This is a genomic window from Nocardia sp. NPDC050712, from assembly GCF_040654295.1.
In the GTDB taxonomy this organism is placed as follows: domain Bacteria; phylum Actinomycetota; class Actinomycetes; order Mycobacteriales; family Mycobacteriaceae; genus Nocardia.
Genome location: NZ_JBFAHT010000003.1, coordinates 710,020 through 722,600, shown reverse-complemented (window position 1 = coordinate 722,600; position 12,581 = coordinate 710,020). Strand labels below are relative to the sequence as shown.

The following is a 12,581-nucleotide window of genomic DNA, read 5'->3' as shown; positions in this document are numbered from 1 at the left end:
GGTCTACAACTTCTCTTCGGAGGCCTGCACGTACACGACACCTTGTCCGACACAATGCAATTGCATCGCTTCACCGGCGCCGCGGCCGACCGCGTCGCGCCAGCTCGCCGCCGACTTCAACTCGGTCTGCACATTGCCGTAGGCGGCGATGAACGCCTGCGGGTCGACCACGACCGGATTCGGCCCGCCCACTTGCAGTTCCAGGAAACCGCCGTGCGCGAGCAGGACCGCCGCGCCCTGGCCGGCCAGCTGGGTGGTGAACATGCCCTGCCCGGTCAGCGCGCCGGTCGCGGCGCCGCGCAGCGCGCCCATCAGGCCGCCGCCACCACCGCCCCCGCCACCCGAACTCATCACCGAGACAACCGAACTCTGCAGCGCCGCGGTATTGGCCAGCAGGCGCGAGGCCTCGACCCGCAGCATCGCGCCCTGCTGCAGCTGCACCACGTGCACCTCCAGCCCGGCGAACCCGTAGTGCACCTCGCCGTTGCCCTGCGCGAGCATGGTGCGCTCGTGCTCACCGGCCATCATCCGCCCGGCCATGCGCATCATGCCGCCACCGCCGCCGCCCGGCCCGGCGCCCGGAATCTGGTGCGGCGCGAAGGAGACATCGCCGGTGTAGAACAGCATCGCGCCGTTGCGGGCGACCACGCCGCCCGCCATGCCGACGTTGACCTTGACGACCTTGCCGTTGACTTTCTCGAACATCGTTGCGTCCCTTTACCGTTCCGCCGGCTGGATCAAAACCACGCCCTGGCCGTCCCAGCGGATCTGGAACGCCTCGCCAGCGTCCTGACCGACGACGGTGCGCCACGACATATCGGTGATGAACGAGGACTGCACGTTGCCCCGCGCCGCGACGAACGCGTCCGGGTCCACGATCAGCGGATACTGCGGGGACACCTCGAGATGGATCAGCGGACCACCCGCCGACAGCAGCGCGACCTGGCCCTGCCCGGAGACGGTGGTGGTGAACAGGCCCTGCCCGCTCGACGCACCGCTCACCCCGGCGAACCGCACATCGGTGCGCAGATTCCCGGCGAAGGCCAGCAGCTGCTGCGACTCCACCTGCAATGTCTCGTTGTTGAGATCGACCACGGTGACGTCCTGGCCGTTGACCGCGAAGAAGACGCGCCCGTGCCCCTGGCATTCCATCAGCGACAGCTTCTCGCCGGTGGCGCGGCGCTTCATGCCGGCGAGCACGCCGTCGCCGCCGCCGAACCCGGCGGATTTGAACTGCACGTTGCCCTCATAGGCGATCATCGAGCCGGAGATCGCGCGAAGACTGGTGCCGTTGAGTTGGGCCTCGATAACCTTTTTCGATTGTTCTAACAGTTGCGCCATGGGGGGAGTTGCCTGCTGTCTCGGTCCGGGAACATGAGCCGATCGCCACATTCCAACTGCTTCGGCCGTCACCCTAACGGCCACGGACGAAGATCGTCTATCTACTCCCGCGCTGTTAACGCGCTAGCTCCGGCGAGGACCACCACGTTTCTCGTAGAGTGACTATCGAATGCACCGACAAGCGAAGGGTCTACCTTGTCCGCAACACTCGCCAAGGGCCAGAACGGTCCCCTGGCCACCAACGACGTGGTGATTTCCGTCCAGCTCCCGGCGCCCGCGGACCTGTCCGCGCTGCTGGTCACCGAGCGCGGCAAGGTCCGTACGGACGCGGACTTCGTATTCTTCAATCAGCCCAGCGGGCCCGGGGTGAACCTGCAGCCCGCGCCCGGCGGTCAGCCCGCTTCGCTTGCGGTGTCGCTGAATTCGGTGCCGCCGGAGATCGATCAGATCCGCGCGGTGATCACCCTGGACGACACGTCCAGCAATTTCGGCCGGTTCGCGCCGCCGACGGCGATCGTGTCGGATTCCGCGGGCAATCGGTTGTTCGAGTACGAGATCACCGGGTTGCAGAGCGAGTCGATCGTGATCGCGCTGGAGCTGTACCGCCGCCAGGGTTCCTGGAAGGTGCGCGCGGTCGGTCAGGGCTACGCGGGGGGTTTCGCGGCGCTGGTCACCGATCACGGCGTGACCGTCGAGGACGCCCCGGCCGCCGCACAGGCCAGCCCGCCGCCGCCTCCGCCGCCGGTCAGCCCGCCGCAGCAGCCGACGTACCCGCCGCAGCAGGGGCAGAGCGCGCCGCCGCCCGGGTCGGGGTACCCGCCGCCGCAGCAGCAGGCCGCGCCGCCGCAGCCCACCGGCGAGGTCAGCCTGAGCAAGGATCGCTCGGTCAGCCTGGTCAAGGGCCAGCGGGTCACGCTGCGCAAGGAGGGCGGCGCGGCGCTGACCTTCGTGAAGATGGGCCTGGGTTGGGATCCGGTGCAGACCCGCGGCATGTTCGGCAACCGCACCGTCGACATCGACCTGGACGCCTCGGTGATCATGTTCGCCGACGCCAACCCCGCCGATTACGCCTACTACGGCCAGCTTTCGTCCAAGGACGGCTCGGTCCGCCACCAGGGCGACAACCTCACCGGTCAGGGCGAGGGCGACGACGAGGTCATCCTGGTCGACCTCACCCGCATTCCCGCGCACGTCACCACCCTGGTGTTCGTCGTGACCTCCTACAAGGGTCACACCTTCGAGCAGGTGCAGAACGCGTTCTGCCGCCTCATCGACGGCACCAACAACGCCGAACTGGCGCGCTACACCCTGGCGGGCGGCATGGCGTTCACCGGCATGGCGATGGCCAAGGTGTACCGGGTCGGCGGCGATTGGAAGTTGCAGGCGCTCGGCGAGGGCTTCCAGGCCAAGCATCCGGGCGAGGCGATTCCGCAGCTCGGCCGGTTCCTGTCGGCGAACTAGCGCGGCACGACACAGCAGGGCAGACCACGTGATTCAGCTCAAGGCCGGTCAGAACATCCCGCTGACCGCGGATGTCATCAGGTTCAGTGCCAAAGCCTCGGCGGCACTGGATGTTTCCGCGCTCGTGGTGGCGGACAACCTGCGGGTGTTCGACACCGGCGACTTCGTCTTCTACAACCAGACCGAAGCCCCCGGGGTCGCGCTGGCGGGCGACGAGGTGACGGTCACGCTGGCACAGGTGCGGGCCGAGGCCAAGGCGGTGCTGCTGGTGGTCAGCGCCGATCCGGCGCCGCTCGGCGGCCTGGGCCCGGTGACGGTGACGCTGTCGGAGTCCGGCACGGCGGCCGCGGAGTTCGCGATCACCCCGCTGGCGGGGGAGACCGCGCTGATCTGCCTGGAGGTGTATCGCCGCGGCGAGGCGTGGAAGGTGCGCGCGGTCGGCCAGGGGTACGCGGGCGGGCTGGCGGTGCTGCTCACCGCGCACGGCGTCGAGGTGGATCACCCCGGCCCCGACGCGCACGTGCAGTCCGCGCAGGCCGCCACCCCGCACCATGACGACGAGGGCGCGATCACCGGCCCGCGCCCGGCCGCGGGGGCGCCGCTGGAGATGTCGCACGGGGTGGAACGCCTGTGGATGATCTTCGAGGATGCCGCGCGCTCGGCCGCCGCGCTGATCGCCGCGCGCGACTACGCCGACAATCGCCTGGACGAGGAGCTGTCCGCGGCCGTCTCCGATCCGGCCGCCCGCAACAGCCCCGCCGGCGCGGCCGCCCGGGAGGCGGCCCAGCAGCGCCACGACGACCTGATCGTCGTCGCGGAGGCGAACCACCGCCGCGACAGCGAACACCTGATCGGGGAACTCGCCGCCGCCGACGACCAGCTGCCGCCCGCGCTGGCCTCTTGGGAGTCGGCCGCCTGGGATCGCCCGGCCGCCAAGGCCGACGGCATCCGCCTCGGCGAGCTGTACGCGGACGAGCGTGGGCCACTGCGTATTCCGTACTGCGTGCCGGTGCCGCTGACCCGCCCGCTGTGGATCGACACCGAGTACTCCGCGGCCGTCGTCCCCGTGGTCGGCGCGCTGCTGGCGCGCTTACGCGCCGCCGACCCCACCCGGCGCACCCGGTTGGACGTGATCGACCTGTCCGGCGCGTTCACCGGCCTGGTCGCCCCGCTGCTCCCGCTGCTGAACGGCCCCGTGGTCACCGACCACAGCGAGATCTCGGCCCGCATCAAGGCACTCGCCGATCAGGCCGAACTCGCCGAAATGGCGTACGGCAGCGACAATTTCACGCCCCCGACCGAACACCGGGTGCTGCTGGCCGCGGACTTCCCGCACGGTTACCAGCCGGTGGACGCCCAGCGCATCGGCGCCCTGATGCTGCGCGGGGATCTGATCGGGTTGTCCATCATGATCGTCGGCACCGACGAGTCCGACTCCGAGGACGAGACGATCGCCGTCCTGTCCCAGGCCAGCCGGCACCTGCCGACCATCACCGACACCCCGATGTTCGATCCGTGGACCGGCAGCGCCTGGCACCTGGAACTGGATCTGCTCCCACCCGACCCGCACCGGCAGGCCCGGCTGCTGCGCGTCGACTAGCGGCCGGCCGGCTCCTTCGGCCGCGCCGGATGGTGCACGCGCACGGAATCCCAGGGGCGCAACCACTCCGGCAGCCACGGCAGCAGCGGGTCCGGCGCCCGGTCGACGACGCCGCCCACCGGGTCGTCCACGAAATCGCGGCGCACCAGATCGGCCTCGGGCCGGTAGATCTGCCAGACGATCAGCGCGCACAACCCGACCACGGCCAGATCGCGCAGCAGCACGGTGCCGGTGAACCACTCCTCCGGCAGGCCCTTACGGTCCAGGCCGAGGTAGTAGAACATGCGCGGCACCCAGACCAGGGCGTCGATCGTCATCCACGCCAGCAGGATGCGCCGATGCGGCAGCGCCAGCACCGCCAGCGGCACCAGCCACAGCGAGTACTGCGGGCTCCACACCTTGTTGGTCAGCAGGAACGCCGCGACCACCAGGAAGCACAGCTGGGCCAGCCGGGGCCGCTTGGGCGCGGTCAGCGCGAGGTAGGCGATGAGCAGGCAGGCCACCAGGAACAGCAGCAGCGATACCGTGTTCAGCACGGTCGGCGCCTGGCCGTGGGCCAGTTGCCCGTCGAATCCGCTCCAGCCGGTGAACGAGGTGATCACGTTGTAGATCGAGTCCGGGTCGGCGTGCCGGGTGGTGTTGAGGCGGAAGAACTCTCGCCAGCCGTCCCGGAACAGCAGAGCGATCGGCAGATTGACCAGCACCCAGGTGCCCATGGCCGCGCCCACCGCCACACCGGCCGCGCCGAGCGGGCGCTGGCTCAGCAGCTGGATGCGCGCGGGCGTTTCCCGGATCCAGGTCAGGGCCGCCGCGCCGCTGTCGATATCGCGCAGGCGCAGGCCGAGCCGCGCGCTGGGCACCCGGCGCAGCGGATCCACGCGCAGGCACAGCACCACGATCGGGCCGAGCAGCAATAGCGGATACAGCTTGGCCGCACCGCCCAATCCGAGCAGCACCCCCGCGAGCAGCGGACGGCGCCGGGCCCAGGCCAGCAGGCCGGTCGCCGCGAAAGCCGTGGCGAGCGCGTCGAAATTGGTGAACGCGTGCACGATCACCAAGGGGGAGCAGGCGATCAGCGCGACATCCCAGACCCGCCGGCCCGCCAGTGACGCCGAGGCCCACACCGTCACCAGCCAGGCCAGCGCCAGCCCGAGCGCGATCACGTTGAAGTAGATGACCACCTGCAGCGCGCCGGGCAGCGGCGAGGCGTCCCAGGACTTGGCGAGCTGCATCCCCAGGTACTGGTACAGCCCCGACAGCACCGGGTACTCCATGTACCGGGTCTCGACGCCGCCGTCGGGCGTCTCCTCGGTCCACCACTTCTTGTAGGGGAACGCGCCCTCGTCCAGCCGTTCGGCGCCGTAGAGCGGCACGGTGTCGGAGTAGCACATCGCGGTGTACTGCCGGCCGTTGTTCCAGTCCAGCATCGGACGCCCGTCGGGCGAGTCGACCTGCTGGATGCAGGCCGCCTTGGTACCCCAGCCGAGTGCCAGGAAGAGCACGGTCAACAGGAACAGCACGCGCAGCGGCGTCCAGAACCGGGAGCGTCCGATCAGGGCGTGATCGCCGACCGGGCCGCCCACCACGGTGGACAGCTGCGCGGCCAGCGAATCGTTGCGGCTGGGACGATCTCGTTCGTCGGCCGAGCGGGGATCCGGCGCGGGCGGGCCCGCCCAGACGTACCCCGTGCCGTTGCCGCCCACCGGGCCGAGCTCCTGCCCCCCACTGGAGGGCGGCACACTCCCGTTCGTCCGCCCATCCGCCAGTTGCTGATCCACGGCACCCGAGGTTACAGGCGTATCAGCGGACACCCGCCGAAGACCTCGGCCCGCCTACCTGTTTCGCGTGGTCGGCTGGGTATTGCCGTTACCGTTCCCACTGTTGTTGGGGCGGTTGGAGTTCGTCGTGCTCGGCTGAGCGCCGTCGCTCGGTGCGATCGGCTGCCCGGGCAGCGGGCCCGCCTCCGAGGTCTGCGGCGTCTGCGTTTCCGGCTGCTGCTGTTGCTGCTGCTGTTGCGGCTGCTCCTGCACGCCAAGACCCGGGATGGTGAAGGGCAGACCCGGGATCTGGATCTGGGTCGGCACCACCACCGGCGGCACGAACTGCTGCTGGGTGGTGGACGGCGCGGTGTAGGCCGCCGACCACTCCGGGACACCGGCCTGGCCCTTGATCGCGGCCGGCTTCGGGAAGCTCTCGTTGGTGGTGCCCGAGAGCGAACCGTCCATCGTGGCTTTCCAGATATCGGACGGGAGACCGGAGCCGTAGATCATGCCGCCCTGGTAGTTACGCAGTTTGCTGTTGTCCACGGAACCGACCCACACCGCGGTGGACAGCGACGGGGTGTAGCCCACCATCCAGGTGTCCTTGTTCTCGCCGGTGTCGCCGAGCTGGGCGGTACCGGTCTTGGACGCGGACTCCCGGCCGTTGGCCAGGTTGTGGTTGCGCGACCAGGCGGCGATCGGCTTCATCGCCGCGGTGACGTTGTCCGCCACCGCCGCCGACACGCGCTGCTCGCCGGGAACCTCACCGCGGTCGAGCAGGACCTCACCGTCGGCCGTGACGACCTTGGTGACGAAGTGCGGTGCGTGGTACATGCCCGAGGCCGCCAAGGTCGCGTACACCGAGGCCATGTCCAGCGGACGCGCCTGGTACTGGCCGAGCACGATGCCGTTGTTGGGGCCGGCGCCGTTGGGCTCGGACAGCGTCTCGCCCACGCCGGGCAGGGTTTCCGGGATGCCGAGCTTGTGGCCCATGTCCGCGATCTTCTGCGGACCGTTGCCCATGTCCAGCTGCATCCGGTAGAAGCTGGTGTTCAGCGAGCGCTTGAGCGCCTCGGCGATGGTGCAGTTGCCGCACCCCTCGCCTTCCACGTTCGTGATCTTGATGCCGTTCACGGTCAGCGGTGCGCTGTCGTACAGCTGCGACAGCGGGATGCCCTGCTCCAGATTCGCGGCCAGGCCGACCGACTTGAACGAGGAGCCGGTCTGCAGCGGGGCGTTGGCGTAGTCGTAGCCCTGGCCGTCGTTACCGCCGTAATAGGCCTTCACCGCACCGGTGCGCGGATCGATCGAAACCACGGCGGTCCGAAGCTGTTCCGGCTCGCCCTCCATCTTCTTGATGGCGGCGTCCACGGCGGCCTGCTGCATCTTCGGGTCGATCGTGGTGGTGACCTTCAGGCCCATGGTGTTGAGCTGCTGCTCGCTGATGCCCGCGGCGCCGAGCTCCTTGAGCACCTGGGTCTTCACCAGGCCCTCGGGGCCGGAATCCTGGGACTTGTCCCGGACGGTGGCCAGCGGCACCACGGCCGGGTACTCCAGGCCCTGGCGGTCGGTGCTCTTCAGATTGCCCGAGTCGACCATGCCGTTGAGCACGTAGCCCCAGCGCGTCTTGGCGCCCTCCGGGTTCTTCTCCGGATCCAGCGCGGACGGCAGCTGAATGGTGGCGGCCAGCACCGCGCCCTCGGCGACGCTGAGTTCCTGCACCGGCTTGCCGAAGTAGGCCTTGGCCGCCGCGTCGATGCCATAGGCGCCGCGACCGAAGTAGATGGTGTTCAGGTAGGCGGTGAGGATCTCGTCCTTGCTCCACTGCCGCGCCATCTTCGCCGAGATGACGAGTTCGCGCAGCTTACGGGTGTAGGAGCGTTCGTCGCCGACCATGGCGTTCTTCACGTACTGCTGGGTGATGGTCGAGCCGCCGCCCGCGCTTTCCTTGCCCATGAGGTTGTCACGGGCGGCGCGCGCGAAGCCGGAGATGGAGAAGCCGGGGTTGGTGTAGAAATCCCGGTCCTCGGCCGCGATCACCGCGTTGCGCACGTGCGGCGGGATCTGGTCGATGGTGACGTCGGTGCGGTTGCCCTCCGGCGGCACCACCTTGCTGAGCACGGTCTCGCCGTCGTTGCCGTAGATGTAGGCGACCTGGTTGTTCTTCAGGTCGCCGGGCTTGGGCACCGACACCGCGGAGTAGGCGATCAGGAACGCGGTGCTCGGCACCACGATGGCCAGCGCCAGCAGCACATACATGCTGCGGCGCACGATCTTCCAGGGGAACCGCTTGCCCTGCGCGGGACGACGCTTGCCGGGGCCCTCACCGCCGCCGTCACCGCCGCGGCCACCACGGCGCGGCGGGGGACCGCCCGGCGGACCGCCCGCGGTCACCCGGCGTTCGCCGGAGGTCGGGCCGTTCGGGCGGGCATTGCGGCCGGTGCGCTCGGCGCCGGGACGGTCACCGCGGCCGGGACGTTCGGCGCCCGGGCGGTCGGCGCCGGGACGATCCGCGCCCGGACGCTCGGTGGCGGGACGCGGGGCGGTCACCGGACGGGAACCGGCGGCCGCGCGGCCACCGGCCTCGGGACGCCGATTGCGCTCGGCCACAGCCTCACTGAGCGAGCCGGGACGACCCGGCTGCTGAATCTTCTGCGTGGCCTGCGGATTGGGCGCGCCCTGCGGCGGACGGCCCTGGGGCGGCCGGCCTTGCGGCGGACGACCCTGCGGCGGCGGACCCTGCCGCGGCGGCTGTGGCCCGCGGGGGCCACCACCCTGGGGACCCTGCGGCTGCCGTGCGCCCGGCGGGGGCAGCGGACGGAAACCGGGCGGGGGCGGCGGCTGGCGACGCTCCGGCGAGTTCGGACCCGGGTGCGAACCGCGCGGTGGACGCCCGCCGTGCGGATCATCGCCGTAGGGGGAAGTCTCGTAAGGCGAATTCACTGACAAGATCTCCATAACTCGTATCGGGCATATGCGGGGCCTGTAGGTGTGGCAGTCGGCGTTGCCGACGCCCGCTTTCGGTTAGTTCATTCGGCGGCAGTACGCCGGTTCGCGCGGCGCCTGGTCGGAGCGGGCGCCGTGCCGAGCACATAGGACTGCACCAGATGATTCCAGCTGCAGGTCCGGCATACCTCGACGACATGAACCGAGAATTCCGCACGCGTCTCGGCGAGACGCGCCAGCTCCTCGGGGGTACGAGCGGACCCGGCTGCCGGCCCGAGCTCGTCGCCGTAGACCCAGGATACGAGTGTCAGCTGCTCTTTCCGGCAGATGGGACACGTAACCTCGCTCCCCCGGCCGTGGAATTTGGCCGCACGCAGGAGGTAGGGATTTGCATCACATACCTCGGCGACACCGACCCGCCCCGCGTACACGTCGGCCAGCAGTGACCGGCGCCGGAGCGCGTAGTCGACCACCTGCCGCTGAATAAGCACGGACCCCAGAGTACTGGTGATGACCGAGTGCTGCCCTGGCCAGAGTGGGACGTACCCTCGACGTGCGCTCAACTATATCGGCGCGATATAGTTGGCAATCGCATCTGCCGGTTAGGTCTGTACACACGTCAGGGGGTGAAGCCCGATGCTCGAGCTGGCAATTCTCGGGCTGCTCCTCGAAGCGCCCATGCACGGCTACGAGTTGCGCAAGCGGCTCACGGGTCTGCTCGGGCCGTTTCGGGCCTTCTCCTATGGGTCGCTCTATCCGACGCTGCGGCGCATGCAGGCCGACGGATTGATCGACGAGGAGAACGTCGCGGGCGTCACCATGCGCCGGGCGCGACGGGTCTATCAACTGACACCGCACGGGCGGGAACGGTTCACCGAACTGCTCGCCGACACCGGCCCGCAGAACTACACCGATGACGGTTTCGGCGTGCACCTCGCCTTCTTCAACCGCACGCCCGCCGAGGCGCGGATGCGCATCCTCGAGGGCAGGCGCAGGCAGGTCGAGGAACGCCGGGAGAGTTTGCGGGAGGCGATCAAGAAGGCCAGTGGGTCGCTGGATCGCTACACCCGCCAGCTCCACCAGCTCGGTCTGGAATCAAGCGAGCGTGAAGTGCGCTGGCTCAACGAGTTGATTGCGGCGGAGCAATCGACGAACGCGGCACCAAAGAAAGAGGGAAACATCGGCCATGACTGAAACCACAAAGGCTGGTAGCGCCACGGAAGTACGCGTGGCCATCGTTGGCGTCGGCAACTGCGCCTCCTCCCTGGTCCAGGGCGTGCAGCACTACAAGGACGCGGACGAGAACACGACCGTTCCGGGTCTGATGCACGTCAAGTTCGGCAAGTACCACGTGCGCGACGTGAAGTTCGTCGCCGCGTTCGACGTGGACGCCAAGAAGGTCGGCTTCGACCTGGCCGACGCGATCTTCGCCAGCGAGAACAACACCATCAAGATCGCCGACGTGCCGCCGTCGGGCCTGACCGTGCAGCGTGGTCCGACGCTGGACGGCATCGGCAAGTACTACGCCGAGACCATCGAGCTGTCCGAGGCCGAGCCGGTCGACGTCGTCCAGGTGCTCAAGGACGCCCAGGTCGACGTGCTCGTCTCCTACCTGCCGGTGGGCTCGGAGCAGGCCGACAAGTTCTACGCGCAGTGCGCCCTGGACGCGGGCGTCGCCTTCGTCAACGCGCTGCCGGTCTTCATCGCCTCGGATCCGGTCTGGGCGCAGAAGTTCGTCGACGCCGGCGTGCCGATCGTCGGTGACGACATCAAGTCGCAGGTCGGCGCCACCATCACGCACCGCGTGATGGCCAAGCTGTTCGAGGATCGCGGCGTCGTGCTGGACCGCACCTACCAGCTCAATGTCGGCGGCAACATGGACTTCAAGAACATGCTCGAGCGCGAGCGCCTGGAGTCCAAGAAGGTCTCCAAGACCCAGGCCGTCACCTCCAACCTGGAAGGCCCGCTGGCCGGCAAGGTGCACGACCGCAACGTGCACATCGGCCCGTCGGACTACGTCGAGTGGCTCGACGACCGCAAGTGGGCCTACGTGCGCCTCGAGGGCCGTGCCTTCGGTGACGTGCCGCTGAACCTGGAGTACAAGCTCGAGGTGTGGGATTCGCCGAACTCGGCCGGCATCATCATCGACGCCGTGCGCGCCGCGAAGATCGCCAAGGACCGCGGCATCGGCGGACCGGTCATCCCGGCCTCGGCCTACCTGATGAAGTCCCCGCCCAAGCAGCTCGCCGACGATGTCGCGCGCGCACAGCTCGAGGCGTTCATCATCGACGCCGAGTAATACCTCGCACAAGCAGAACCGGCCGGAGGCGAAATGCCTTCGGCCGGTTTCGTTCTGGTCGGGTTCAGTCCAGGGAGACGTAGACCTCGACCGAGGTCGGGCCGGTGTAGCGCTCCACCTCGGCCCGGTGCGAGCGCGTGATCTTGCCTGCCGCTTCGGCTTTGGCGACCTGCGCCCACGCGGTGCGCAGCAGGTCGTAAGGCTTGTCGGAGACAACGAATTTCGCGTAGCGGCCGGTGGGGATGCGGGTCAGCACGTCGCCCTCGTCCACGTCGCCCAGGCCGCCGACCTCGTAGCCGAGCACGGCGACGGCGTGATCGTTCTGGCCGATGTAGGCCGCCACGCGCGGCACCGTCTTCTCCCGGGCCAGGTAGCGGTCCCAGGTGAAGTTCACCAGGTCCAGATCGCGTGCGGTCACCTCGCGGCCGGTCAACGGGATGGTCAGGCCCGCGACCATGCTCTCGCCCAAGGTGACAATCTCGAAGTCCACAGTTCTTACCCCTCGCCCTGGTCGTCCGCCAGCGCCACGAACACCTCGGCCGTGCGCGAATCCGGATAGTGCTCCAAGTCTCCGGTGTAGGAGCGCACGAACTTGCCTGCCGCCTCGGCGTCCCACACCGCCCGCCAGATGCTGACTATGGTGTCGCCGAGGTTGTCGCCGCTGGCGGTGAACCGGGCGAACCGGCCCGCCGGCACCCGGGCGAGCACGTCGCCGGCCTGCAGATCGTCCAGACTCTTGCAGCGGTAGCCGACGATATGGGTCAGATACGAGTTGATCTCCGGCGCGTGGTCGACGTACGCGGTCGTCGGTGGGCCGGGCAGTTCGCGCGTCATGGTGCGTTTCCACGCTTCTTCCACCTTGACGCGGCGCGGCCCTTCGACCGCGAGCGCCGGGCTGCGCAGTACAGTGCCCGCCACCAGCGTCTCGGGACGGTCAACGACATTGAAATCCACCGGCGTTGCCCCTATGTCTAGTCTGTTTCGCTTGGCGGCGCTCCGGGAGCCTCGTGCTCCCGGGCCTTCCTGGCTCGTCGTTCGCGCCGCTGTTCGTCGCTCGAGCGCTATCCTTCCGCATCCTCGCCTCGGCGTCAGTGCCGACCCGGATCCGGATTCGCAGTTTTCACCCAGGCTTCGCTCTCACTCTGGCAAACGATGCTGCCACGTCATGTGTTCC

At 68.9% G+C, this 12,581-nt stretch carries 11 protein-coding genes; 4 read left to right on the top strand and 7 right to left on the bottom strand.

Translation table 11 applies throughout. The annotated features are described in order from the left end of the window. Positions 1–3: 3 nt before the first annotated feature. Positions 4–705: an AIM24 family protein gene (locus tag AB0H76_RS23790; RefSeq protein WP_357327852.1), complete on the bottom strand. Its 702-nt coding sequence runs from the start codon at positions 703–705 to the stop codon at positions 4–6. 12 nt (positions 706–717) lie between these two features. Then, positions 718–1,341 (bottom strand): AIM24 family protein, encoded by a 624-nt coding sequence (locus AB0H76_RS23785; RefSeq protein ID WP_357327849.1) that lies wholly within the window; start codon positions 1,339–1,341, stop codon positions 718–720. A 195-nt stretch (positions 1,342–1,536) separates the two neighbouring features. Between AB0H76_RS23785 and AB0H76_RS23780 the strand changes: the two genes are divergently transcribed. Together AB0H76_RS23780 and AB0H76_RS23775 are read left to right on the top strand one after the other, a co-directional pair. Then, positions 1,537–2,802 (top strand): TerD family protein, encoded by a 1,266-nt coding sequence (locus AB0H76_RS23780; protein WP_357327846.1) that lies wholly within the window; start codon positions 1,537–1,539, stop codon positions 2,800–2,802. A 28-nt stretch (positions 2,803–2,830) separates the two neighbouring features. Next, positions 2,831–4,402, top strand: a complete 1,572-nt coding sequence (locus AB0H76_RS23775) for a TerD family protein (protein ID WP_357327844.1) — start codon at positions 2,831–2,833, stop codon at positions 4,400–4,402. Here the strand turns inward: AB0H76_RS23775 and AB0H76_RS23770 are convergent. The 3 genes from AB0H76_RS23770 to AB0H76_RS23760 form a co-directional block, all read right to left on the bottom strand. Then, complete coding sequence (locus tag AB0H76_RS23770; protein WP_357329856.1) at positions 4,399–6,105, bottom strand: glycosyltransferase 87 family protein; 1,707 nt, start codon at positions 6,103–6,105, stop codon at positions 4,399–4,401. The two genes, AB0H76_RS23775 and AB0H76_RS23770, sit on opposite strands and share 4 nt — an antisense overlap. Positions 6,106–6,234: 129 nt before the next feature. Further along, positions 6,235–8,421 carry a transglycosylase domain-containing protein gene (locus AB0H76_RS23765; protein ID WP_357329854.1) on the bottom strand — a complete coding sequence of 729 codons (2,187 nt, stop codon included), beginning with the start codon at positions 8,419–8,421 and terminating at the stop codon, positions 6,235–6,237. A 770-nt stretch (positions 8,422–9,191) separates the two neighbouring features. Next, positions 9,192–9,581: a DUF5318 family protein gene (locus tag AB0H76_RS23760; protein ID WP_357329852.1), complete on the bottom strand. Its 390-nt coding sequence runs from the start codon at positions 9,579–9,581 to the stop codon at positions 9,192–9,194. A 163-nt stretch (positions 9,582–9,744) separates the two neighbouring features. On the opposite strand from AB0H76_RS23760, the gene AB0H76_RS23755 reads away from it, so the two are divergent. Both AB0H76_RS23755 and AB0H76_RS23750 read left to right on the top strand, forming a co-directional pair. Continuing rightward, on the top strand, positions 9,745–10,302 hold the full coding sequence (locus AB0H76_RS23755; protein WP_357327838.1) for a PadR family transcriptional regulator: 558 nt from the start codon (positions 9,745–9,747) through the stop codon (positions 10,300–10,302). After that, positions 10,295–11,407: an inositol-3-phosphate synthase gene (locus tag AB0H76_RS23750; RefSeq protein ID WP_357327835.1), complete on the top strand. Its 1,113-nt coding sequence runs from the start codon at positions 10,295–10,297 to the stop codon at positions 11,405–11,407. Before AB0H76_RS23755 ends, AB0H76_RS23750 begins: the two co-directional genes overlap by 8 nt. 64 nt (positions 11,408–11,471) lie before the next feature. Here AB0H76_RS23750 and AB0H76_RS23745 read toward each other — a convergent pair whose 3' ends face one another. After that, positions 11,472–11,897 (bottom strand): GyrI-like domain-containing protein, encoded by a 426-nt coding sequence (locus AB0H76_RS23745; protein WP_357327832.1) that lies wholly within the window; start codon positions 11,895–11,897, stop codon positions 11,472–11,474. Positions 11,898–11,902: 5 nt separating this feature from the next. Then, entirely contained in the window at positions 11,903–12,361 is a 459-nt protein-coding gene (locus AB0H76_RS23740) for an effector binding domain-containing protein (protein WP_357327829.1), read from the bottom strand. Positions 12,362–12,581: the final 220 nt, after the last annotated feature.